Annotated in this window: 21 protein-coding genes; 16 read left to right on the top strand and 5 right to left on the bottom strand. The window is 67.6% G+C overall.

Annotated features, from left to right (window positions below):
• The first annotated feature begins 4 nt into the window (after positions 1–4).
• From M8A51_RS02745 to M8A51_RS02780, 8 genes are all read left to right on the top strand, one after another.
• Positions 5–880, top strand: coding sequence for an SMP-30/gluconolactonase/LRE family protein (locus M8A51_RS02745; protein ID WP_251776599.1), 876 nt, complete (start codon positions 5–7; stop codon positions 878–880).
• 37 nt (positions 881–917) lie between these two features.
• Positions 918–1,907 (top strand): TRAP transporter substrate-binding protein, encoded by a 990-nt coding sequence (locus M8A51_RS02750; RefSeq protein ID WP_251776600.1) that lies wholly within the window; start codon positions 918–920, stop codon positions 1,905–1,907.
• 16 nt (positions 1,908–1,923) lie between these two features.
• Positions 1,924–2,460, top strand: a complete 537-nt coding sequence (locus M8A51_RS02755) for a TRAP transporter small permease (RefSeq protein ID WP_251776601.1) — start codon at positions 1,924–1,926, stop codon at positions 2,458–2,460.
• Positions 2,460–3,743 carry a TRAP transporter large permease gene (locus M8A51_RS02760; RefSeq protein ID WP_251776602.1) on the top strand — a complete coding sequence of 428 codons (1,284 nt, stop codon included), beginning with the start codon at positions 2,460–2,462 and terminating at the stop codon, positions 3,741–3,743. Before M8A51_RS02755 ends, M8A51_RS02760 begins: the two co-directional genes overlap by 1 nt.
• Positions 3,744–3,768: 25 nt before the next feature.
• The gene (locus M8A51_RS02765) at positions 3,769–4,734 is read left to right on the top strand and encodes a tripartite tricarboxylate transporter substrate binding protein (RefSeq protein WP_407062204.1); all 966 of its coding nucleotides are present in this window, start codon (positions 3,769–3,771) and stop codon (positions 4,732–4,734) included.
• Complete coding sequence (gene garD, locus M8A51_RS02770) at positions 4,731–6,287, top strand: galactarate dehydratase (protein WP_251776604.1); 1,557 nt, start codon at positions 4,731–4,733, stop codon at positions 6,285–6,287. The genes M8A51_RS02765 and garD overlap by 4 nt, the downstream gene beginning before the upstream one ends.
• 74 nt (positions 6,288–6,361) lie before the next feature.
• Complete coding sequence (locus M8A51_RS02775) at positions 6,362–7,642, top strand: trypsin-like peptidase domain-containing protein (RefSeq protein ID WP_251776605.1); 1,281 nt, start codon at positions 6,362–6,364, stop codon at positions 7,640–7,642.
• Between the two features lie 13 nt (positions 7,643–7,655).
• On the top strand, positions 7,656–8,924 hold the full coding sequence (locus M8A51_RS02780) for an aminotransferase class V-fold PLP-dependent enzyme (RefSeq protein WP_251776606.1): 1,269 nt from the start codon (positions 7,656–7,658) through the stop codon (positions 8,922–8,924).
• A gap of 4 nt (positions 8,925–8,928) precedes the next feature.
• Here M8A51_RS02780 and M8A51_RS02785 read toward each other — a convergent pair whose 3' ends face one another.
• Genes M8A51_RS02785 through M8A51_RS02795 form a run of 3 tightly spaced genes read right to left on the bottom strand, consistent with a single transcriptional unit; the run spans position 8,929 to position 11,219 of the window.
• Positions 8,929–9,606, bottom strand: coding sequence for an HAD family hydrolase (locus tag M8A51_RS02785; RefSeq protein ID WP_251776607.1), 678 nt, complete (start codon positions 9,604–9,606; stop codon positions 8,929–8,931).
• 36 nt (positions 9,607–9,642) lie between these two features.
• Positions 9,643–10,314: a formylglycine-generating enzyme family protein gene (locus M8A51_RS02790; protein ID WP_251776608.1), complete on the bottom strand. Its 672-nt coding sequence runs from the start codon at positions 10,312–10,314 to the stop codon at positions 9,643–9,645.
• A 2-nt stretch (positions 10,315–10,316) separates the two neighbouring features.
• The gene (locus M8A51_RS02795; protein WP_251776609.1) at positions 10,317–11,219 is read right to left on the bottom strand and encodes a sulfotransferase; all 903 of its coding nucleotides are present in this window, start codon (positions 11,217–11,219) and stop codon (positions 10,317–10,319) included.
• Positions 11,220–11,525: 306 nt separating this feature from the next.
• On the opposite strand from M8A51_RS02795, the gene M8A51_RS02800 reads away from it, so the two are divergent.
• Genes M8A51_RS02800 through M8A51_RS02815 form a run of 4 tightly spaced genes read left to right on the top strand, consistent with a single transcriptional unit; the run spans position 11,526 to position 16,461 of the window.
• Positions 11,526–12,587, top strand: a complete 1,062-nt coding sequence (locus M8A51_RS02800; RefSeq protein ID WP_251776610.1) for an ABC transporter substrate-binding protein — start codon at positions 11,526–11,528, stop codon at positions 12,585–12,587.
• Positions 12,588–12,597: 10 nt separating this feature from the next.
• Entirely contained in the window at positions 12,598–14,055 is a 1,458-nt protein-coding gene (locus M8A51_RS02805) for a sensor histidine kinase (protein ID WP_251776611.1), read from the top strand.
• Positions 14,042–14,497, top strand: coding sequence for a response regulator (locus M8A51_RS02810; RefSeq protein ID WP_251776612.1), 456 nt, complete (start codon positions 14,042–14,044; stop codon positions 14,495–14,497). Before M8A51_RS02805 ends, M8A51_RS02810 begins: the two co-directional genes overlap by 14 nt.
• A complete protein-coding gene (locus M8A51_RS02815; protein ID WP_251776613.1) occupies positions 14,494–16,461 on the top strand; it encodes a hybrid sensor histidine kinase/response regulator in 1,968 nt (655 codons plus the stop codon). The genes M8A51_RS02810 and M8A51_RS02815 overlap by 4 nt, the downstream gene beginning before the upstream one ends.
• 74 nt (positions 16,462–16,535) lie before the next feature.
• On the opposite strand, the gene M8A51_RS02820 is transcribed toward M8A51_RS02815, so the two are convergent.
• Complete coding sequence (locus tag M8A51_RS02820; protein WP_251776614.1) at positions 16,536–16,910, bottom strand: hypothetical protein; 375 nt, start codon at positions 16,908–16,910, stop codon at positions 16,536–16,538.
• A gap of 461 nt (positions 16,911–17,371) precedes the next feature.
• On the opposite strand from M8A51_RS02820, the gene M8A51_RS02825 reads away from it, so the two are divergent.
• From M8A51_RS02825 to M8A51_RS02840, 4 genes are read left to right on the top strand one after another with little or no spacing between them, the layout of a single operon-like run.
• Positions 17,372–18,322: a S1C family serine protease gene (locus tag M8A51_RS02825; RefSeq protein WP_251776615.1), complete on the top strand. Its 951-nt coding sequence runs from the start codon at positions 17,372–17,374 to the stop codon at positions 18,320–18,322.
• A 16-nt stretch (positions 18,323–18,338) separates the two neighbouring features.
• Positions 18,339–19,355 carry an AAA family ATPase gene (locus M8A51_RS02830; protein ID WP_251776616.1) on the top strand — a complete coding sequence of 339 codons (1,017 nt, stop codon included), beginning with the start codon at positions 18,339–18,341 and terminating at the stop codon, positions 19,353–19,355.
• The gene (locus M8A51_RS02835) at positions 19,327–20,370 is read left to right on the top strand and encodes a DUF58 domain-containing protein (RefSeq protein WP_251776617.1); all 1,044 of its coding nucleotides are present in this window, start codon (positions 19,327–19,329) and stop codon (positions 20,368–20,370) included. Before M8A51_RS02830 ends, M8A51_RS02835 begins: the two co-directional genes overlap by 29 nt.
• The gene (locus tag M8A51_RS02840; protein WP_251776618.1) at positions 20,351–21,403 is read left to right on the top strand and encodes a VWA domain-containing protein; all 1,053 of its coding nucleotides are present in this window, start codon (positions 20,351–20,353) and stop codon (positions 21,401–21,403) included. The genes M8A51_RS02835 and M8A51_RS02840 overlap by 20 nt, the downstream gene beginning before the upstream one ends.
• Positions 21,404–21,430: 27 nt before the next feature.
• On the opposite strand, the gene M8A51_RS02845 is transcribed toward M8A51_RS02840, so the two are convergent.
• Positions 21,431–22,438 carry a metal-dependent hydrolase gene (locus M8A51_RS02845; RefSeq protein WP_251776619.1) on the bottom strand — a complete coding sequence of 336 codons (1,008 nt, stop codon included), beginning with the start codon at positions 22,436–22,438 and terminating at the stop codon, positions 21,431–21,433.
• Between the last annotated feature and the right edge of the window lie 14 nt (positions 22,439–22,452).

Below are 22,452 nucleotides of genomic sequence, written 5' to 3' on the forward strand. Positions count from 1 at the left end.
AGCGATGGACTTGTTGTGCGAGACGCGCGACGCGGTCGGCGAAAGCCCGCTGTGGTCGGTCGCCGAGCAGGCGCTCTACTGGGTCGACATCGAGGGCCGTGCCATTCGGCGTTTCGACTGGACCACCGGGCAGGTTCGCTCGTGGGCGTGCGCCGAGCGCGTCGGCTGCATCGCGTTGCAGGCCGGTGGCGGGCTGCTGGCGGCCATGGAGACCGGTCTGTTCGCGGTGCGGCTGCAGGTGGGCGGCGAGGTCGAGGCCGCTCGCTTGGTCGATGTGGCGCATGCCCGCGACGGCATGCGCTTCAACGACGGCCGCTGCGATCGTTCCGGGCGATTCTGGGCCGGCACCATGGTGCGCGACATGTCGCTCGCCTCGCCGGCGGGGCGCTTGTACCGCTACGACGCGAACGGCCTGTCCCGGCCGCTGGTCGACGATCTGATCACGCCCAACGGTCTGGCCTTCAGCCCGGACGGCCACACGATGTACCTGTCCGATTCGCACCCCTCGGTGCAGCGCATCTGGGCGTTCGACCTCGACGACCAGGGCCGTCCCGGCCATCGGCGCGAGTTCGTCGACATGACTGCGCACCCAGGCCGCCCCGACGGGGCCGCGGTCGATGCCGAAGGCTGCTACTGGATCTGTGCCAACGACGCCGGCCTGGTACATCGCTTCACGCCCGGAGGACGGCTCGACCGTTCGATCGCGGTGCCGGTCAGCAAACCGTCGATGTGCGCCTTCGGCGGTCCTGGCATGAACCTGATGTTCGTGACGTCGATCCGGCCTGCCCAGCCCGCTCCTCACGAGGCCGAGCTCGCCGGTGCCGTGTTCGTGTTCGACCCCGGCGCACAAGGCCTGCCCGAAGCGGCCTGCCGCTGCTGAAACCGCCTTCCAGATACATCACCACCGGAGACAAGAAATGAAGATCCGTCGCCAGATGCTTGCCGCGGCTGCCTGCGGCCTGTTCGCTGCGTCCGCACCGATGTTGGCCGCCGCGCAGGACAACATGACCCTGAAGGCCGCCGACGTGCACCCGGCCGGCTATCCGACCGTGGTTGCGGTCGAGAACATGGGCAAGAAGATGCAGGCCGCCACCCAGGGCCGCATCAAGTTCCAAATGTTCCCGGGCAGCGTGCTGGGCGGCGAGAAAGAGATGATCGAGCAGACCCAGATCGGCGCGATCCAGTTGCTGCGCACTTCGCTCGGCCCGGTCGGCACGGTGGTGCCCGAGGTGAATGTCTTCAACATGCCTTTCGTGTTCAGGGACGTCGCGCACATGCGTGCGGTGCTCGACGGCCCGATCGGGCAGGAGATGCTCGACAAGGTGAGCGCGTCCTCGGCACGCCTGGTCGCCCTGGGCTGGATGGACGGCGGCACGCGCAGTCTCTACACGAAGAAGCCGGTGCGCAGCCCGGCCGATTTGAAGGGGCTGAAGGTGCGCATGATGGGCAACCCGCTGTTCGTCGACACGATGAATGCGATGGGCGGCAACGGCATCTCGATGGGCTACGGCGAGGTGTTCACGGCCCTGCAGACGAACGTCGTGGACGGCGCCGAGAACAACGAGCCGAGCTACTTCACGTCCAACCACTACAACACCGGCGCCAAGTACTACACGCAGACGCGGCACCTGATGATCCCCGAGCTGTTCGTCATGTCGAAGGTCACCTGGGACAAGCTCTCGAAGGACGACCAGGCGCTGATGAAGAAACTGGCTCGCGAAGCGCAGATGGAACAGCGCGCGCTGTGGGACAAGAGCGTCGCCGAGCACACGGCCAAGCTGAAGGCCGCCGGCGTCGAGTTCATCGAGATCGACAACAAGCCGTTCGTCGAGGCCACGGCACCGGTGCGCGCGAAGTACGGTGCACAGTTCGCCGACCTGATGAAACGCATCGAAGCCGTGCGCTGAAAGAGGCCACTCCGCAATGGACCACCCGCTCGTTCGTGCGCTCGACCGCGTGTACCTGGCCGCCGTGTGGACGGCGGGCGTGGCGATCTTCCTGATGTCGGTGATCATTCCCTGGGGGGTGTTCACGCGCTACGTGCTCGGCACCGGCTCCCAGTGGCCGGAGCCGATCGCGATCCTGCTGATGATGGTGTTCACCTTCATCGGCGCGGCCGCGGCCTACCGGGCCGGGTGCCACATCGCTGTGACGATGCTGACCGATCGGCTGCCGCCGGCGCTGTGCGGGCTGGTCGCGCGCCTGTGCGACCTCTTGATGGTGCTGGCGTGCCTGTTCGTTGCAGGCTACGGCGGGCGGCTGTGCCTGGCGACGATGAGCCAGCCGATCAGCGAACTGCCGTGGTTGCCGGTCGGTGTGACCTATGCACCGATCCCGATCGGCAGCGCGTTGACGCTGCTGTTCGTGCTGGAGCGCGTGGTGTTCGGCTCGCAGGCCGAGCGCCCCGTGGTGCGCTATGAAGAACAACGCGCTGCCGAGGCGGCAGAGGGAGCCCGCTGATGGACGCCTTCGTGCTGCTCGGCAGCTTTTTCGTGCTGATGATCATCGGCGTTCCGGTCGCCTACTCGCTGGGGCTGGCATCGCTGATCGGCGCGTTGTGGATCGACATTCCCCTCGATGCGGTGATGATCCAGCTTGCGGCGGGGGTCAACAAGTTCTCGCTGCTGGCGATTCCCTTCTTCGTGCTGGCCGGCGCGATCATGGCCGAAGGCGGCATGGCTCGGCGGCTGGTTGCATTTGCCGGCGTGCTGGTCGGTTTCATTCGCGGCGGGTTGTCTCTCGTCAACATCCTCGCCTCCACCTTCTTCGGCGCGATCTCGGGCTCGTCGGTGGCCGACACCGCGTCGGTCGGCACGGTGCTGATCCCCGAAATGGAAAAGCGCGGCTACCCCCGCTCGTTTGCCGCGGCCGTCACCGTCAGCGGCTCGGTGCAGGCCATCCTGATCCCGCCGAGCCACAACGCGGTGCTGTACTCCCTCGCCGCCGGCGGCACCGTGTCCATCGCGGCGCTGTTCATGGCCGGCGTGCTGCCGGGGCTGCTGATGGGCCTGACGCTTGCGGCGTTGTGTCTGTTCATTGCGCGCAAGAACGACTACCCGAAGGGTGAGGTCATCCCGCTGCGACAGGCGTTGAAGATCTGCGGCGAGGCGATGTGGGGCCTGATGACCATGGTCATCATCCTCGGCGGCATTCTCTCGGGCGTGTTCACCGCCAACGAGTCGGCGTCGATCGCGGTGCTGTGGGCCTTCTTCGTGACGATGTTCGTGTACCGCGACTACCGCTGGCGCGACCTGCCCAAGCTGGTGCACCGCACGGTGAAGACTGTGACGGTCGTGATGATCCTGATCGGCTTCGCCGCCTGCTTCGGCTACCTGATGACGCTGATGCAGATTCCGCTGAAGGTGACCGAGTTCTTCACCAGCGTGTCGGACAACAAGTACGTGATCCTGATGATGATCAACGTGATGCTGCTCGTGCTCGGCACCTTGATGGACATGTCCCCGCTGATCCTGATCTGCACGCCCATCCTGCTGCCGGTGGTCAAGATGCTCGGCGTCGACCCGGTGCACTTCGGGATGATCATGATGGTCAACCTGGGCATCGGCCTGATCACGCCGCCGGTCGGCACCGTGCTCTTCGTCGGCAGCGCGGTGGCCAAACTCAAGATCGGCGTGGTGACGAAGGCGATGATGCCCTTCTTCACGGCCCTGATCATCGTGCTGGTGATGGTCACGTACCTGCCGTGGCTGTCGCTCTGGTTGCCTCGCCTGCTGGGCCTGTAGAGAAGAAGGAGACAGAACCGTGAAGATCCAACGCCGCCACCTCGTCACCCTGCTTGCGCTCGCCGCTGCGCCGTTCACACTGCAAGCGCAGGACACCTGGCCGTCCAAACCGGTGCGTATCGTCGTGCCGTTCGCGGCCGGGGGCACCTCGGACATCCTGGCGCGCGCGCTCGGCGAGAAGCTCCAGAGCGTGCTGAAGCAGACCGTGCTGATCGAGAACAAGGCCGGCGCCGGCGGCGTGATCGGCGCCGACAGCGTCGCGAAGTCGGCACCCGACGGCTACACCTTCCTGCTCGGCACCATCGCCAGCCACGCGATCAACCCGGCGCTGCAGCCCAAGATGCCGTACGACGCGGGCAAGGACTTCGCGCCGGTGATCCTGCTCGGCAGCATCTCCAACGTGCTGCTGGTCGGGGCCGGCCAGCCGTACAAGAGCGTGCAGGACGTCATCGCGGCTGCCAAGGCGCAGCCCGGCGGGCTGCCGTTCGCGTCGGCAGGGCAGGGCAGCTCGCAGCACATGTCCGGCGAGACCTTCCGACTGCTCGCCAAGGCCGAGCTGACGCACGTGCCGTACAAGGGCAGCGCGCCGGCGGTGCAGGACGTGATCGGCGGGCAGATCCCGATGAGCTTCGAGACGGTGACCGTGGCGCTGCCGCATGTGCAGAGCGGGCGAGTGCGCGCCCTGGCGGTGACGTCCGCCAAGCGCAGCCCGGTGATGCCCGACGTGCCGACACTGCAGGAAGCCGGCGTGCCCGGCTTCGACGTCGCGAGTTGGCAGGCGCTCTATGCACCCGCCGGCACGCCGCCGGCCATCGTGCAGCGGATGAACGCCGAGGTCGAGAAGATCATCGCGACGCCCGAGATGAAGGCCAAGATGGAAGGCCTGGGTCTGGAGCACACGCCCAACAGCCCGCAGCAGTTTGCCGAGTTCGGCCGCCAGGAGATCACCAAGTGGACTCGCATCGTCAAGGAGGGCAACGTCAAGCCATGACGCCCCAGGCGCCGCTGTACATCCGCATGCACGAGCGCGACAACGTCGCGATCGTGGCCAACGACGGCGGCCTGCCGGCCGGCACGGTCTTCCCCTGCGGTTTGGCGCTGCGCGAGCCGGTGCCGCAAGGCCACAAGGTGGCGCTGGTCGACCTGCCCGCGGGGGCTGCGGTGCGCCGCTACGACGTGCCGATCGGTTATGCGGTGCGTGACATCCCGGCCGGCAGCTGGGTGCACGAGCGCCTGCTTCAGATGCCCGCGGCACGCTCGCTCGACGCGCTGCCGATGGCCAACCGTGCCGCGCAGCCGCTGCCGCCGCTGCCGGGCTACACCTTCGAGGGCTACCGCAACGCCGACGGCTCGGTCGGCACGCGCAACATCCTCGCTATCACGACCACGGTGCAATGCGTGGCCGGCGTCGTCGACGTGGCGGTGCGGCGCATCAAGGCCGAGCTGCTGCCGCAGTACCCCAACGTCGACGACGTCGTCGGCCTGGAACACAGCTACGGCTGCGGCGTTGCCATCGACGCACCGGATGCGGTGGTGCCGATTCGCACGCTGCGCCATCTGAGCCTCAACCCCAATTTCGGCGGCGAGGTGATGGTGGTCAGTCTGGGTTGCGAAAAGCTGCAACCCGAGCGGCTGCTGCCACCCGGTTCGCTGCCGATCCGCGACCTGCGCGGCGAGGAACCCGGACTGGACGTCGTCTGCCTGCAAGACGAAGCGCATGTCGGTTTCATGTCGATGATCGACTCCATCGTGCGGCAGGCACGGTCGCACCTGGAAAGGCTGAACGCGCGACGCCGCGAGACCTGCCCCGCCTCGGAGCTGGTGGTGGGCGTGCAGTGCGGCGGCAGCGACGCGTTCTCGGGCGTGACCGCCAACCCGGCTGTCGGCTATGCGACCGACCTGCTGGTGCGCGCCGGGGCGACGGTGATGTTCTCCGAGGTGACGGAAGTGCGCGACGCGATCGACCAGTTGACCGCACGCGCGAGCACGCCGGAGGTGGCCGAAGCCATGGTGCGCGAGATGGCCTGGTACGACGCCTACCTGCAGCGCGGGCAGGTCGATCGCAGCGCCAACACGACACCGGGCAACAAGAAGGGCGGGTTGTCCAACATCGTCGAAAAGGCGATGGGCTCCATCGTGAAGTCCGGCAGCGCGCCGATCTCGGCGGTGCTGCCGCCGGGCGAGAAGCTGAAAAGCCGCGGCCTCGTCTATGCGGCGACGCCCGCCAGCGATTTCATTTGCGGCACGCTGCAGCTGGCCGCCGGCATGAATCTCCACATTTTCACCACCGGCCGCGGCACGCCGTACGGCCTGGCCCAGTGCCCGGTGATCAAGGTGGCGACCCGCACCGACCTGGCGCGGCGCTGGCACGACCTGATGGATGTCAATGCCGGGCGCATCGCCGACGGCGAGGCCAGCATCGAGGACGTCGGCTGGGAGCTGTTCCACCTGATGCTCGATGTGGCCAGCGGCCGCAAGACCTGGGCCGAGCGCTGGAAGCTGCACAACGCGCTGGTGTTGTTCAATCCGGCGCCCGTGACTTGAGGGGCAACCACCTGAGTGAGTGGACCGGCACCGATTCGCCGCGTGCTAGATTCCCGGCTCACTGGAGGTGGGTTGTGGAAAAAGCAGGCGGGAAGTCGGTGCGCGGCGTGTTGGCGCTGGGCATGGTTCTGGGGACCGCGGTGGCTCTGCCCGCAGAGGCGGCTCAGGCCCTGGAGCCGGTCCAACTGTTCGAGAAAGTCTCGCCGAGCGTCTGGGCGGTCATGACCACAGACCGCCAGTCGAAACCCTTGAAACAGGGCACCGCGATCGTGGTTGACCGTGAAAAGGCGGTGGTCAACTGCCGTTTCATCGAGTCGGGCAACAAGGTGCTGCTGCGGCGAGAGAACGTTCAGATCGAAGCCGAGGTGCAGTATGTCGACAGGCCGCGCGACTTGTGCCAGTTGCACGTCCCCAATCTGGCGGCCCCGTCTATAGCACTCGCTCCGCCCGACAGCCTGCGCGTCGGTGCGCGCGCGTACGTGATCGGCAATGCCGAGGGGCTGGAAAACACCATGAGCGACGGTATCGTCTCCGGCGTGCGCAGGACCGAGGGACGCCTGGCAGCAGTCCAGACCACGGCATCCAGCGCTCCAGGCGGTGGCGGGCTGTTCGACGTGCAGGGCCGGCTGATCGGTGTCATGGCCGCTTCGGCCAAGGACGCCCAGAACCTCAGCCTTGCGATGCCTGCCGGCTGGATTGCCGAGCTTCCTGCCCGGCACCTCACTGCATCGACGCCCGGGCCGGTGTCCGTTGCGCCGGTGGCCGCCGTCTCAGTGCCCCAACAGGCCCAGGCAACGGTTGCCGAGTTGCGCCCTGGTGACACGCTCGAATATCGATTGACAGAGCAGCTCACCGACACATCGCAGACAGTGATCTTCCGGCTCGACAGCCTGCAGGGGGGCCGGCTGATCTTCAATGAGGGCCGGCGCATTGAGTCCGGCAACGGGGGGCTGCTGTCGAAGAACGAGCCGCAGGGCGGCGAACTCGATCTCCTGACGACTGAACAGGGATGGGACCGTAGCACGTACCAGGCTGGAGCAGTCTGGCACGAGCGATACGTGAACGAGCGTGGTGGCACCAAGGCGGCGTACCGTTTGAAGGTCCGCCACCTCGGCAACAGTCGGATCCGCGTGGCCGCGGGAGAGTTCGACGCGGTGGCGTACGCCTTGGAGGGCTACTTGACGCGAGACGAGTTCGCTTCCGGACGCTATCAGGCCAAGTTGTGGTATTCGACAGCGCTGCGTCGCCCGGTCTTGTTCGAGGTCAGTACGCGCAGCACTGGCAACCGGGGGGCCTCGACCTTCAACATTCGAGAGCGTTTCGAGTTGATGCGGGTCACCAACGGCGGACGATGACAGGTCCGCACGGATGACGAGGGAACTCGAGATGGACGACCTGCAGTATCGGACGCCCGCCTTCGAGCAAGCGCTGGTGTCCCTGCCCACCCCCTCGGCGAACGCCTCGGGTGACGACGCGTACTGGGAACGAGTCCGCGCGCTCTACCATGTCAGCGACCGCCTGGTGAACCTCGAGAACGGCTATTGGGGCGCGATGCCCGAGCCGGTGAAGTCGATGTACGCCTGGTGGACCGAGCGCATCAATCACGAGAATAGCCTGTGGGTGCGCGAGCGCTGGGCGCGTGCCGTCGAAGCGCTGCGTGCCGAAGTCGCCGCGGCGCTCGGGTGCGAGGCCGACGAGATCGTGCTGACGCGCGGCGCGACCGAGGCGATGCTCGCGCTGATCGGCGGCTACCGGCGGCTGCGTCCCGGCGACACGGTGCTTTACAGCGATCTCGACTACCCGGCGATGCGCCATGCGATGGCCTGGCTGCACGAGCGGCGCGGCGTCGAGCCGGTGTGCTTTTCTATCCCGGAACCGGCGACGCGCGAGAACGTGCTCGCCGCCTATGAAGAACAACTGCGCCGCCACCCGCGCACGCGACTGCTGCTGCTGACGCACCTGAGCCACAGCACAGGGTTGATGATGCCGGTGCGGGAGATCGCCGAGATGGCGCGCGCGGCCGGCGCCGAGACCATCGTCGACGCAGCGCACTCGTGGGGCCAGGTCGACTTCCGGCCACAGGATCTCGGCGTCTCGTTCGTCGGCTTCAACCTGCACAAGTGGGTGGCGGCCCCGTTGGGCTGCGGCTGCCTGTACATCAAGCGCGGCGAGGTCGGCGCGATCGACCGGTACTTCGGCGACCGCGACCATGCCGAGGACGACATCCGCTCGCGCATCCATACCGGCTCGCCGAACTTCGCGGCCTGGCTGACGCTGCCGGCTGCGCTGGAACTGCACCGCCGCATCAGCGCCGCTGCGAAAGGCGCGCGCCTGCGCCATCTGCGTTCGCTGTGGGTCGAGCCGGCGCGCCGCCTGCCGGGGCTGGCGGTGCTGACGCCGGACGACCCGACGATGGTGGCCGGCATCACCGCGTTCCGCCTGGATGGCAAGACCTCGGCGGCCGACAACGATGCCATCGTGGCCACCTTGCGCGACCGGCACGGCGTGTTCACGGTGCGCCGCGACGGCCCGGCTGCCGGGGACGTCGTACGGGTTACGCCGGCGCTCTACACGCGTGCGGCCGACGTGATGCAGTTGGTGCGCGGCCTGGAAGCGCTTGGCGCGGGCCACGGCTGACGGCTCAAACCGGCAGCACCCCCTGCAGCGAACGGACACAGGCGCGGCCGCTGTCCAGGTGGCGTCCGTCGCGGTCCAGCAGCCGCGCCATCAGGCCGGCGTTGAGCGCAGCGTCGTAATCCAGTTCGGGCGAGTCACCGACCATGAGCGCCTCGGCGGGGTCGATCGAGAACGCGGTGACGACGGACAGGAAGGCTTGCGGCCACGGCTTGCTGACGCCGACTTCTTCACCGATGGCGACATGTTCGACGATGTCGGCCAACCCGGTGGCCTTGAGCTTTCTGCGTTGACCATCCGAGGGCCCGTTGGTCAGCACCGCCGTCCGGATACCCCGCTTGCGCAAGCTGCCCAGCACCGGCAACACGTCCTCGTACAGATGCGGACGATCGTTGACGCAGTCCATGAAACACCGGTTGAGCTGCTCGACCAGTGCCTGCGGCGCAGGCAGGCCGAGCACACCGAAAGGGTCGCTGAACCGTCGTATGCGGTACTCCTGCCGGCTCAGCTTGCCCTGCTCGAACAGCGAGAAGAGCGGCCGGTCCACCTGCGTGCAGGCCGCCAGGTAGGCCTCGGCGTCGATGCCTTCGCGCGTCACCAGCTCGGCCAGCAGGACATGAGCCGTCTGGCGCGTCAGCGCGAAGTTGATGAGCGTGTCATCGAGATCGAATATCACGAGTTTCATCGGGCTTTTCTCTCCCCGTGCCGTCGGCCAGTGCCCTCACGCATCCCACACCGGCCGCACGCCGATCGTCGTGGTGCCGATGCGTTCCCATTTCCTGTGGGTCGCGGCGATCTTGAGGCTCCCGGGCCCCTTGCTCCAGGCGCCGCCTTTCACCGCTCTTTCGAACACGCGTTCTCCGTCGCCGCACCGGTCCTGGCACCACTCGTTCAAGTTCCCGGCCAGGTCGTACAAACCCAGTTCGGACGGCGGAAAGCTGCCGACCGGGCTCGGCCCACCGAGGTGTTCTCCATAGTTGGCGAGCGCTTCCGTCGGCTCGGCGCAGCCCCACGGGTAGGTGCGCGCCGGATCGTTGTTCGACGCGAAGTGCTCCCATTCCCGGGTCGTCGGCAGCCGGCCGCCGAGGTAGCGGCAGATCAGCAGCGCGCCCGCCCAGTTGATACCCCACACCGGCAAATCGTCGGCCTGCGGATCGCAGCTCCAGCAACCGCGCGCGCGGTCGAAAAAAAGCGGACTGCGGGGGTTGTGGACGTTCACGTAGCGATAGACGGATTCGCGCTCTTCTGGCACATGCAGCTCGTTGAGCACCATGGTGGCGAGGCGGCAGGTCGCCAGCGTGGCGGCCACGCGCATGGGCCGGCCCGCGGTGTCGCCGGTCTGCCGGGCGGCAAAGCGCACGGCAGTGTCGACGTACCGGTGGAGGAGGTCCATGCTCATCCGGAGTGGGCCCCCTCGGCGCGCGTGAACGCCGGAGCGGGCGCGGCGCCGCACGAGGACGGCACGGGCAGGTGCGCTGCGGCGAACACCCTGTCGATCGCATCGAGCTGTGCCGCGCTGAGGTGCGAGCGCCACCGATCGAGCACGTGCTCGCGCAGCCGGAACGACGAAAACGTGCCACCCCGGCTGACGAGTTGCCTTTCCTGCAGGAAGGACAGCTGGGCCGGATGCGGCTCGACGCCGAGCAGGCCGGCCAGGGAATGCATGGCGGCCTCCGGGTCGCCCAGAAGGTCTTCGAGCGACAGGGTCATGCCGTCGAACAGCGCTGCGGTGCGGCGGGCCAGTTCTCCGCGAACGGCGACGCTCATCGCGGCGATGGTCGCGGCGTGCACTTCCTCGCCGGCGTGGTGCGACGGCGGCAGCTTCGCATCGGGCCAGAGGGCGTGGTAGCTGGGTGGCACCAGATCCTCGTAGCGCCAGAAGCCGAGCAAGGCGCTGCGCAGTACGGATGAGACCACCGCGCGCGGGTCGCGCTGCAGCAGGATCAGTTTCAGCGACGGCAGGAAGCTCTTCAGCCATTCCAGCTTGCCGAACAGCACCGTCTCCTTGAAGCCGATGACGCGAGAGTCGCCCGACTGCAGCAGGTAGTCGCGCAAGCTGAGCAGATAGGCGCGCAGGCTGCTTTCTCTTGCGAGGCATGGGTGGAGTTGCTGGTCGTCGAAGTCTTCCTGGCGCCAGACCGACAGGTCATGCGCACGGAAAAAGGCCGTGTGCATCGACAGTGGTTCGTTCAAGCATTCGATCTGCGGATGCGACTGCAGCAGATCGTTCAGGAAATTGGAACCCGAGCGATGGTGAGCGAGCACCAGAAAGGGGGCCCGAACCGCCCGCTCGCTCATCGTGCGGCCCCCCGGAAGCGAGTGATGCCGAGGTGCACTCCACCTTGGTGCACCGCCGCAAGGGTGCGAGACAACGATTCGGGGCTCAAGGGAGGACGACTGCTGAGCGAAGGCTCCATTCGGCGACGCGCGGCGCGAGGCGGCTACTGTCAGGTCTCACAGGTTGTTTCCAACTGCACCGCTCTCGTACCCTAGATTTTTGATAAGGCATGCGGCGCTGCAAGGCGCGCGGCTACGGGCATCCCGCCCATCCCCCGTTCGTGCCGCGTCCGTGACCCGAAACTGCACTACGCGGAGGTGGATGCCGTGCTCGAAGCTGGAACGTCGCCCGTTGCCCCGCTGGGCCGGCGCGCCAGGGCCGGCCGGGCGGCCGTGCTGCTGGCGGCGCTTTCATGGTTGTGTGTCGTGGGCGCGTGCGGATACGGCCCCGTCGAAAGGGCCTTGCGCCCGGCGGCAACTCCGGCAGAGAAACTCTCGCTGGCGGCCTCGTCGACGCCGCACGCCGCGCTGCTCCATCTGGCCGAGGCAAAAGGCTACTTCGCTGACGAGGGACTGGACGTCACGCTGGTGCCGGTGAGCCACGGCAAGGCCGCGATCGACCTGTTGACGCAGAGCAAGGTGGATCTCGCCGCGGCAGCGGAAGTGCCTTTCGTGATCTCGGTGCTGCAGGGCCAGGACTTCGCGCTCGCCGCGGCCGTGGCCAGCACGTCGAAGGAAATGGCGATCGTGGCGCGCGGCGACCGCGCCATCTCCGCGCCGGCGCATCTGGCGGGCAAGAAGGTCGGTGTCACCCCGGGTACCAGCAGCGAATATTTCCTCTGGGCCTTCCTGATCAGGCATCGCATGGGGCCCGACGCGGTCGAGCTGGTCAGCCTGCCGCCAGGGCGCATGACTCAGGCGCTGGCCGAAGGGCAGGTCGATGCCGTTTCTACGTGGGAGCCGCTCGTCAGCGAGGCGCGTGCGTCGCTCGGCGTCGGTGCGGTGTCCTTCGTCGAACCGGCGGCCTATACGGTCATGCATGTGCTGGTCGGGTCGCGCGAGTTCCTGAAAGCCCGCTCCGGGACGGTGAGCCGTTTGCTGCGTGCGCTGCTCGAGGCTGAACGTTTCAGCCGGCTGCAGCCGCGAGAGGCGATGGCGCTCGCCGCGCAGCGCCTGCAACTCGACCTCGCCACGCTGCAGCCGGCATGGCAGAACCTGCGTCTGCAGGTGGACCTGCGCCAGTCGCAGCTCATCACACTTGAAGACGAGGCCCGCTGGGCACGTGCGAGAGGGTATGTCGCGCCGGGGGCGCAGACGAACTTCCTGCCGCACCTGCATCTCGATGCGCTGCTCTCGGCTCGCCCCGAACGCGTGACGGTCGTTCACTGAGGGCCCGACCATGAAGATCGGTACCAAGGCACGTCTCGCAACGACCACCCTGCTCGCGACGATCGGGCTGATCGCCGCCATCACGTGGTGGGCATACCGCGAGGTCGAGCAAGCGAACGTCCAGCACCGGCAGACCGTCGAGGTGGCTCGACGGCTCACCGAGTTGCGGCTGGTGACCTTCGAGTACATCCTGCGCCGCGAAGAGCGTGCGGAAGTGCAGGCGAAGAGCGTCTCCATGCGTCTCGCCGGGCTGCTCGAGGTCGCGGGCTTCCGCGGCCCCGAGCAGGCCGAGATACTCAATGCCTTGCGCGACCGCGCGGCGGGCATGTACGGAGCCTTCTCGGAGTTGCCGCGCCAGGCCGCCTCGGGCGACCATGCGCTGGGCGAGACGCCGGTGCAGCGGTTCGAGGCCCAGTTGGCGAGCCGGCTGCTGATCGACGAACAGGAGAGTCTGGAAGATGCCTTCCGCCTGAGCGACTTCTCGACGGCCAGGATGCGCGTCGCACAGCAGCGCGTGGCGACGGTCACGCTCTCCGGGCTGGCGCTGATCGCCCTGGCCGGACTGGCGGTGTCGTGGCTCATCAGCCGCAATGTGCTGCGGCCGATCCAGAAGCTCCAGGAGGCCACGCGCGCGATCGCCGCCGGCAACCTGGAGTACCGCGTGGATACCGGCCGGGACGACGAGATCGGCGAGATGTCGAAGAACTTCGACGCGATGACTCAGGCGCTGCGCCAGTCCTTTGCTCAGTTGGAGCGCGGCAACCAGGAACTGACGACGCTGAACAAGGAACTGGAAGCGTTCAGCTATTCGGTGTCGCACGATCTGCGCGCGCCGCTGCGCAGCATGGACGGCTTCTCGATGGCGCTGCTGGAGGACTACGGCGACAAGCTCGACGAAGAAGGGCGCGACAGCCTGCAGCGCATCCGGGCGGCCAGCCAACGCATGGGCCGCCTGATCGACGAGCTGCTGAGCCTGTCGCGGGTAACGCGGACCGAGCTCGCGATCCGGCCGGTCGACCTGAGTGCACTCGCGAACGAGATCCTCGAGAACCTGCGCCAGCAGCAACCGCAGAGCGCAGTGCAGTGGCGCGTCGACGAGGGCCTGACGGCAATGGCCGACAAGGCGTTGATCCAGATCGCGCTGCAGAACCTGCTGGACAACGCTTGGAAGTTCACGGGCAAGACGGCGCAGCCGGAGATCCGCGTCGGCGCGACCGAACGCGACGGCCAGACGCACTATTTCGTCGCCGACAACGGTGTCGGCTTCGACATGCACTATGCCGATCGCCTGTTCGGCGCCTTCCAGCGCCTGCACCATGAAAGCGAGTTCGCGGGCACCGGCATCGGGCTGGCGATCGTACAGCGCATCGTGCATCGCCACGGCGGCAGGATCTGGGTGGAGGCGCAACCGGGTCAGGGTGCGACCTTCTTCTTCACGCTGGAGAGCACGAACGATGAGCGACGCTAACAAGGTGATCCTGCTGGTCGAGGACAATCCGGACGACGAGGCGCTGACGCTGCGCGCGTTCAAGCGCAGCCACGTGTTGAACACGCTGTGCGTCGCGCGCGACGGTATCGAGGCGCTCGATTTCCTGTTCGCGCGCGGCGCCTACAGTCACCGTACGGACGAACCGCTGCCGACCCTGATCCTGCTCGACCTCAAGCTGCCCAAGCTTGACGGCCTGGGCGTGCTGCGCGCGATACGGGCCGACGAGCGCACGCGATTGCTGCCGGTGGTCATCCTGACCTCGTCGAAGGAAGAGCAGGATCTCATTTCGGGCTACTCGCTCGGTGCCAACAGCTATGTGCGCAAGCCGGTCGACTTCTCCGAATTCCTCGACGCGGCCAAGATGCTCGGCATCTACTGGCTGATGATGAACCAGAGTCCGCCGGAAAGGACTGCGTCGTGAACAGACCCGTTCGCGTGCTGATGGTGGAGGACTCCGAGGACGACGCGAAGCTCGCGCTGAGGATGCTTCGCTCCGGCGGCTTCGATCCCATCTACCATCGCGTGCAGGACATGGAGTCTTTCCGCCGCCTGCTCGGACAGCAGGCGTGGGACGTGGTGCTGTCCGACTTCCGGCTGCCGGGTTTCAACGGCGTCGATGCGCTCAACATCTTTCGCAATTGCGGCAAGGACATTCCCTTCATCTTCTGCTCCGGCACCATCGGAGAGGAGATCGCCGTCGCCGCGATGAAGGCGGGCGCCAGCGACTACGTGATGAAGGGCAATCTCGCCCGGCTGGCGCCGGCGCTCGAGCGGGAACTCGCGCAAGCGGCCATCCGGGCAGAGCATCGCCAGGGCCAGATCGACCTGGAGGTTTCGCGCGACCGCTACATGGACCTCTACGACTTCGCGCCGGTGGGCTATCTGACGCTGGCAGGCGAAGGACGAATCACTCAGCTCAACCTCACTGCTGCGGACATGCTGGGCGAGCCGCGCGAGCGGTTGATCGATACGGGCTTCTCTCGCTTCGTGATGCCGGCCGACCGGGAACGCTGGCAGCAGCATCTGGCCCGGGCGCTGAACCGCGGCGAGAAGTGCAAGATCGAGATCGCGCTGGCGCGGGCGGAAGGGCCGCATTGCCACGCTCAGATCGACTGCCTGCGAGTGGCCGACGAGGACGCCGGGACGGTGGTGCGCATCGCCGTCACCGACATCACCGAGAGGAAAGAGGCCGAGGCAGATCTGCGCAAGTTCGAGGCGCAGTTGCGCCACGTGCAGAAGATGGAATCGATCGGCACGCTGGCCGGCGGCATTGCACACGACTTCAACAACATCCTCGGTGCCATCCTTGGCAATGCAGCGCTTGCGCGTGAAGAGGCGGCGCCCGGATCGACGTCCGAAGCCTGCCTCGGCGAGATCCGCAAGGCCAGCCTGCGCGCTCGCGACCTGGTGCAGCAGATCCTCACCTTCAGCCGGCACGAACCGCAGAAGCTCGTGACACAGCCGCTGCAGCCCATCGTCGAGGAAACCCAGAAGCTGCTGCGAGCCACGCTGCCGACGCGGGTCGAGTTCGGCGTCGCCGTGGCCGACGTACCGCTGCATGTGCATGCCGACGCGACCCAGATCCAACAGGTGCTGATGAACCTGTGCACCAACGCCTGGCACGCCCTCAAGGACGGTGAGGGCAGGATCGGCGTTGGCCTGGACGCGGTCGACCTTGACGAGACCGACTGCCGGCGTCTTGCCGGGCTGCGTGCGGGGCGGCACGTTCATGTCTCGGTGAGCGACAACGGTGTCGGCATGGACGCAGCCACTCGCGATCGCATCTTCGAGCCCTTCTTCACCACCAAACCGGTCGGGCAGGGCACGGGGCTGGGTCTGTCGGTCGTGCATGGCATCGTGACCGCGCACGGTGGTGCAATTTCCGTCGATACCGAGCCAGGACGCGGGACCACCTTCCACCTGTACCTTCCCGCCGTCGGTGCGGACACGCAGGCGCCGGCGCGTGAGGACACCGCTGTGCGGCAGCCGCGTGGCCGCGGCGAGCGCGTGCTCTATGTCGACGACGACGAAACCATGGTGCTGATGGTCGAACGGCTGCTGCAGCGCGCCGGCTACGAAAGTCGCATCTGCCTCAGCGCGCTCGAGGCCATCGAGGCGGTGCGTGCGCATCCCGAGGCGTTCGACCTCGTCGTGACCGACTACAACATGCCCGAGTTGTCGGGGCTTCAGGTGGCCCGGGCGCTGGCCGAACTTCGACCGGAACTGCCGGTCGTGATCAGCTCTGGATACATCAGCGACGAACTGCGCACCGAGGCCCGCGGGCTGGGGGTGGAGGGACTGCTGGAGAAGCAGAACACCTTCGAGGAACTGTGCCCTCTTGTCGGGCGGTTGCTGGCGCGGGGCCCGGCGCGGAAGGGTCGATGAGCATCGGCCCGATGATCGGCACGGCTCGCATCACAAGACGCAGCACGTCCGGCGGCTGCCATCGGGCTGAGCCGTCAATCTGCTTGCGCCATGCGCTCGGACACCAGCGGCGGCTCGGCTGGCACGATGCCCGCCAAGGCCCGGGCCTGGCAAGGCTGTCGCAACTCGACGTCTGGCAGTGCCGTGCAACGTGTCATCGCGCCGGCCCTGTTGGCTGACGCCACCTGGCGCGCTTCGGCCCGCTGCACCGCCTGCGTCAGCACCTGGTGAAAGGCCAGCAGCAGGCACAGTGCGAGTACGAACCCCAGGCTGTACAGCGTGCGGGGTGCACGCCACGCAGGCGGCAGACCTTGCCAGCGGTCGACAACCGCGCGACGTGCGGCGCGTAAGAAGGGCACCTGGCGTGGATGCACTGCATGGGACGGCTCGACGGATGCGGAACTCGCCATCGTAGGACTCCTTGACCGCGGCTTCGCTGCCGCTGCATGCGCGAGATGGTCGAACTTCGAGGCGAGCGGTGATGTCGCCCACTCGGACGGCGGCGGTGTAGGACAGCGCCTACACCGATTTCAAGAAAAAGCGCCCACCCGGTGCGGCAAGACGTGCACGCGGCGCCGGCTTGTGCCGACACAAGCCGGCGCTGCGGGTGCGACCGGTCTGGGCTTGCCACGGCAAACCGTGTGGCATGCCGGCACGCGGAAAGCCGTTGTGCGGTATGCGGCAAATTTCCGCGCCCGCGCTGTCGGCTTGCCGGAAGTTTGATGCAAGCAGGCGCGCATCGTGCTAGTTTGCGTGTACGCGTGGAGTGCCTGAGGACAGCCTGACCTCGTTCCCCGCCGCCGGCCCGGACCGATCGACGCGCTTGCCTGGACCCTGCACCGCGGTGGTGTGGTTAAACGGAGCGGTGCGCATGAAGAAGGCGCTCTACAGCAGTTCCAGACCGGCTTCGCAGCCGGCCGCAGATCCTGTCCCTCCTCACGAGTCGCGCGCGGACCCGCGCGCAGGTGCGCCCCCGGCGGTTGCGGCGCAGCAGCCGGGCTGGTCAGCGCGCCTGCGCCGGCGTGCCGACGGTTGGGCGCGGCGCCACGAGAAGTGGGCCCTGGTCGCAGGCGGCGGCTTCTTCGGCTTGGCGCTGATGCTCGGCTACACGTTGTTGCAGCCACCCGCGCAGAACCTGACGCAAGGCGACATCGACGCAGCGGTGCTGCACACGCTCAATACCAAGCCGCTGCCGTCGATGGCCACCAAGGCCTACGAAGCGGTGCGTCCGTCGGTGGTGCGCGTGCGCGGGCTCAGTGCACCGGATGCCGATGGCAAACAGAAGGAACTCGGCGTCGGCACTGGCGTCGTGATCGTCGATGAGGGGCTGATCCTGACCAACCTGCACGTCGTGCTCGGTGCGCCGCGGCTGCAGGTGGTGTTCGACGACGGCTACGAGGCGGAAGCCGACTACGTCGCCAGCCAACCCGAGAACGACCTGGCCGTGATCCGCGCCCGCAGCGTGCCGGACGACTTGATGCCGGCCACGCTGCGCTCGACCAAGGACCTCGCCGTCGGTGAATCGGTCGTCGCGGTCGGCTTCCCGTTCGGCATCGGCCCGACCGCCACGGCGGGCATCGTCTCGGGCCTGCGGCGCGAATTCCGCTCACCCGAGGGCCAGCGCCTGATGACCAACCTGATCCAGTTCGATGCGGCGGCCAATCCCGGCAGCTCGGGCGGCCCGCTGGTGACCGCCAACGGCGAAGTCGTCGGCATCGTCACTGCCATCCTCAACCCGACCTCGCAGCGCGTGTTCGTGGGCATCGGTTTTGCCGTGCCGATCGAAAACGCCGCCGCGGCGGTCGGCCTGCCCCCCTTCTGAACGAGCCAGGACGCGCATGAACACTTCCACTTCTCACTCGGTCGTCGCGGACCAGATGCAGCGTGTCCTCTACGAGGTCAAGCGCATCGTCGTCGGGCAGGATCACTTCCTCGAGCGTGTGCTGGTGGCGATGCTCGCCCAAGGCCACCTGCTGGTCGAAGGCGTGCCGGGTCTTGCGAAGACGCTGACTGTCAAGACGCTTGCGCGCACCATCACCGGCAGTTTCAAGCGCGTCCAGTTCACGCCCGATCTGGTGCCGGCCGACCTGGTCGGCACCCGCATCTACAACCAGCGGACCGGCGACTTCGCGACCTCGCTGGGCCCGGTGTTCACCAACCTGCTGCTGGCCGATGAGATCAACCGCGCGCCGGCCAAGGTACAGAGCGCGTTGCTCGAGGTGATGCAGGAATACCAGGTCACGATCGCCGGCGAGACGCACCAGGTGCCTCGGCCCTTCCTGGTGATGGCCACGCAGAACCCGATCGAGACCGAGGGCACCTACCCGCTGCCCGAAGCGCAGGTTGATCGCTTCATGATGAAGGTGCTGGTCGGCTACCCGAACGAGGAAGAGGAATTCGTGATCGTCGAGCGCGTGACCGGCGTGCCGGTCGAGGTGGCACCGGTCGTGACGACCGATGATCTGGCCGCGCTGCAACTCGAATGCCGCAAGGTCTACGTCGACCCGTCGCTGATGCAGTACGCGGTGCGGCTGGTGGCCGCGACCCGTACCCCGGAGCGCTTCGGCCTGAAGGAGATGCGCCGCCACCTCACCTACGGCGCCAGCCCCCGCGCCAGCATTCACCTGGTCGAAGGCGCGCGGGCACTGGCGCTGCTGCGTGGGCGCAGCTACGTGCTGCCCGAAGACGTGAGCGACCTCGTGCCCGACGTGCTGCGCCATCGCCTGGTGCTCTCGTACGAAGCGCTGGCCGAGTCGCTCTCGGCCGACCTGCTGATCCAGCGCGTGATGGCCAAGGTGCCGCCGCCGCCCAAGCCCTTGCAGACCCATGCCGTCGAAGCCGCCGCCGAGTCCTGAGTCGGTGCCCGCCGCACCGCCGCTGCCCGGCCTGGGCGAGGCCGAGGCCGTGCTGCGCCGGCTCGAATGGACGGCGCTGCGCAGGCTCGACGGCCTGCTCGAAGGCGACTACCGCACGCTGTTCCGCGGCCTCGGTCTGGACCTCGCCGACCTGCGCGAATACCAGTTCAATGACGACGTCCGGCACATCGACTGGAACGTCACTGCACGGGTGCAGGTGCCGCATGTGCGGCAGTTCCAGCAGGAGCGCGAGGTCACGGCCTGGTTTCTGCTCGATCTGAGCGCGTCGATGCGTTTCGGTGCACATGAGCGCAGCAAGCAGGACGTGCTGCTCGCCTTCGTCGGTGTGTTCGCGCGCTTGCTGACCCGGCACGGCAACCGCATCGGCGCCATCGTCTACGGCGACGGCATTGAAACCGTGATCCCGGCGCAGGGCGGGCGCCGCCACGTGCTGCAGCTGCTGCACCGGCTCGTCGTGCACGCGCGGCGGCCGGCGCGCAATCCGCCGCTGGCCAGCGCGACCGACCTGTCCGAGCTGCTGGGGCGTGCGGGTGCATTGATGCGCCGCCGTTCGATGGTGTTCCTGGTGTCCGACTTCATCTGCGAGCCGGGCTGGACCGAGCCGCTCGGCCGGTTGGCGCAGCGGCACGACGTGCTGGCGGTGCGGCTGGTCGACCCGCTGGAGCGCGAGCTGCCCGACCTCGGCATCGTGCCGATGCAGGACGCCGAGACCGGCGAGCAGTTGCTCGTCGACACGCACGATGCCGGTTTTCGCCAGCGCTTCGCCGCCGCCGCGAGGCAGCGCGAGGCCCAGTTGCGCATCGCCTTCGGGGACGCCGGGGTCGATGCACTGGAACTTTCGACCGACGACGACCTGATCGACGCGATCCGGCGTTTTGTCGGGCTGCGCAAGCTGCGCGCACGGCTGGCAGCGGGGGGCGGTGCGCCCTCGGTGCGGGCTTCGCCCTCTGATGTACCCGCCGATGGAGGCCGCAATGTCGTTCCTATGGCCTGATCTCTTGTGGCTGCTGCTGGCGGTCCCGGTGCTGGTGGTGTCGTATGTCTGGCTGCTGGGCCGCCGCAAGAAATCGGTGGTGCGCTATTCGGGGCTGGCGATGGTGCGTGAAGCCATGGGCAAGGGGCCAGGCTGGCGTCGCCATGTGCCGCCGGTGCTGATGCTGCTGGCCCTGGGCACGCTGCTGCTGGCGGTGGCGCGGCCCACCACCACGGTGATGCTGCCATCACAGCAACGGCAGGTGATCCTGGCGATGGACGTCTCGGGCAGCATGCGCGCCGAGGACGTCGAACCCAACCGCATGGCTGCGGCGCAGGCTGCCGCGCGCCAGTTCATCGCGGAGCAACCGCCGTCGACGCGCATCGGGGTCGTCACCTTCGCCGGCACCGCGGCCCTGGTGCAGCCGCCCACCTTCAGCAAGGAGGACGTGCTCGCAGCCATCGACCGCTTCAACTTCCAGCGTGCGACCGCTGTCGGCAGCGGCATCCTGGTCGCGCTGCAGGCCATCTTCCCCGACCTCGAGGTCGATCTCGGCGCGACCGATCCGCGCCCGGCAGCCAACGAGAGACGCAAGGGCCGTTCGCTCGACGCGGGTGGTGGCAACCCGGTGCCCACCGCCGAGCCGGTGGAGCCCGGCTCGTACAAATCGGCCGCGATCATCCTGTTGACCGACGGTCAGACGACCACCGGCCCCGATCCGATCGCGGCAGCGCGCATGGCGGCCGAGCGCGGTGTCCGTGTGTTCACGGTCGGTGTCGGCACCGACAACGGCGAGTTGCTGTTCGGCGACGGCTGGTCGATGCGCGTGAGCCTCGACGAGGAAGCCTTGCGCAGCATTGCCAGCCTGACCGGGGGCGAGTACTTCTACGCCGGCACTGCCACCGAGCTGAAGCGGATCTACGAAGGGCTCAACTCCAAGCTCACGCTCGAAAAGCGCGAGACCGAGATCACGGCCCTGCTGGCCGGCGGCGCGGCCGTGCTGGTGCTGGCCGCGGCCGGCTTGTCGATGCTGTGGTTCAACCGGGTGGCGTGAGGCGGCGGTGCAGCGGGTCGCTGCGGTTCAGCGCGACGGCGGGACCGGATCGCCTTGCGCGCGCTGCCACATCCACGTGAGCCCGCGCCGCAGGTCGGGGCGCTGCCCGACGAGACGGGGCGTGACGGCGAGATCGGCGCCGTTGCTGCGCTCGGCAACGGTGAACGTGAAGGTGTAGTAGGGTTCCTGCCCCATGCGCAAGTCGCTCATGCGGACCTCGTCGCCGTGGCGTTCCAGCTTGAAGAAGCCATGGCTGAACCACGCCAGACGATGCACGTGCCAAGCGTCGCGCAGCGGTTCGTACAGCGCCTCGCCCCGGGCGAAGCGATCGAAACGCATTTGGGGGCCTTCGTCGAGCAGCGAGCGGAAGCCTTCCGCATAGCCCTCGGGCGTGATCGCGATGACGCGCCACAGCACGGTGTTGAAGGCGGTCGGCGTGACCAGCAGGCGCTCGGTTTGCACCCCTTGCCGGTGCAAGGCTACGCGGGCGATGCTTTCGACATGCTGCTGCGCGGCGAAACTCCAGCCCAGGTAGGCGGTGCTGAGCATCAACCCGGCGGCGTTCCAGCGCAGGGCCCGCGGGGGGCGTGAGAAGAGCGCCACGCCCAGGCCGACCAGCAGCGGTACCGTGTAGAGCGGGTCGATGATGAAGATGCTGCCGACACCGTAGGGATGGTCGGTGAAGGGCCGCAGCAGTTGCGTGCCGTACACGGTCATCAGGTCGAGCAGCGGGTGCGTCACCAAGGCCAGCCATACCGCCAGCGCCCAGCGTCGCCACAAGCTCGCCTCGCCGTGCCACCGTGCGATCAGCCAGGCGATCGGCGGCGCGGCGAGCGTCAGCCAGAACAGCGCGTGGCTGTTGCCGCGGTGCAGCGTCATGTTGCTGATCGGGTCGCCATGGTCGACGAAGGCGTCCAGGTCCGGCAGCGTGCCGCACAGGCCGCCCCACAAGGCAGCCTTCCAGACGGCGGTGCGCCGGCCCATCACCGCGACACCGACTGCAGCGCCGAGCGCGAGTTGCGAAAGCGAGTCCATGGGGGCGCATTGTG

Source organism: Caldimonas mangrovi (assembly GCF_023721835.1).
Lineage (GTDB): Bacteria > Pseudomonadota > Gammaproteobacteria > Burkholderiales > Burkholderiaceae_C > Caldimonas > Caldimonas mangrovi.

What these genes read in the sequence shown, in the direction of transcription:
- M8A51_RS02760 (WP_251776602.1), top strand. Translation starts at nt 2,460, where the DNA reads ATGGACGCCTTCGTGCTGCTCGGCAGCTTTTTCGTGCTGATGATCATC.
- M8A51_RS02785 (WP_251776607.1), bottom strand. Translation starts at nt 9,606, where the DNA reads ATGAAACTCGTGATATTCGATCTCGATGACACGCTCATCAACTTCGCG.
- M8A51_RS02750 (WP_251776600.1), top strand. Translation starts at nt 918, where the DNA reads ATGAAGATCCGTCGCCAGATGCTTGCCGCGGCTGCCTGCGGCCTGTTC.
- M8A51_RS02840 (WP_251776618.1), top strand. Translation starts at nt 20,351, where the DNA reads ATGTCGTTCCTATGGCCTGATCTCTTGTGGCTGCTGCTGGCGGTCCCG.
- M8A51_RS02795 (WP_251776609.1), bottom strand. Translation starts at nt 11,219, where the DNA reads ATGAGCGAGCGGGCGGTTCGGGCCCCCTTTCTGGTGCTCGCTCACCAT.
- M8A51_RS02805 (WP_251776611.1), top strand. Translation starts at nt 12,598, where the DNA reads ATGAAGATCGGTACCAAGGCACGTCTCGCAACGACCACCCTGCTCGCG.
- M8A51_RS02780 (WP_251776606.1), top strand. Translation starts at nt 7,656, where the DNA reads ATGACGAGGGAACTCGAGATGGACGACCTGCAGTATCGGACGCCCGCC.
- M8A51_RS02845 (WP_251776619.1), bottom strand. Translation starts at nt 22,438, where the DNA reads ATGGACTCGCTTTCGCAACTCGCGCTCGGCGCTGCAGTCGGTGTCGCG.
- M8A51_RS02810 (WP_251776612.1), top strand. Translation starts at nt 14,042, where the DNA reads ATGAGCGACGCTAACAAGGTGATCCTGCTGGTCGAGGACAATCCGGAC.
- M8A51_RS02835 (WP_251776617.1), top strand. Translation starts at nt 19,327, where the DNA reads ATGCCGTCGAAGCCGCCGCCGAGTCCTGAGTCGGTGCCCGCCGCACCG.
- M8A51_RS02755 (WP_251776601.1), top strand. Translation starts at nt 1,924, where the DNA reads ATGGACCACCCGCTCGTTCGTGCGCTCGACCGCGTGTACCTGGCCGCC.
- M8A51_RS02745 (WP_251776599.1), top strand. Translation starts at nt 5, where the DNA reads ATGGACTTGTTGTGCGAGACGCGCGACGCGGTCGGCGAAAGCCCGCTG.
- M8A51_RS02830 (WP_251776616.1), top strand. Translation starts at nt 18,339, where the DNA reads ATGAACACTTCCACTTCTCACTCGGTCGTCGCGGACCAGATGCAGCGT.
- M8A51_RS02790 (WP_251776608.1), bottom strand. Translation starts at nt 10,314, where the DNA reads ATGGACCTCCTCCACCGGTACGTCGACACTGCCGTGCGCTTTGCCGCC.
- M8A51_RS02820 (WP_251776614.1), bottom strand. Translation starts at nt 16,910, where the DNA reads ATGGCGAGTTCCGCATCCGTCGAGCCGTCCCATGCAGTGCATCCACGC.
- M8A51_RS02825 (WP_251776615.1), top strand. Translation starts at nt 17,372, where the DNA reads ATGAAGAAGGCGCTCTACAGCAGTTCCAGACCGGCTTCGCAGCCGGCC.
- garD (WP_251776604.1), top strand. Translation starts at nt 4,731, where the DNA reads ATGACGCCCCAGGCGCCGCTGTACATCCGCATGCACGAGCGCGACAAC.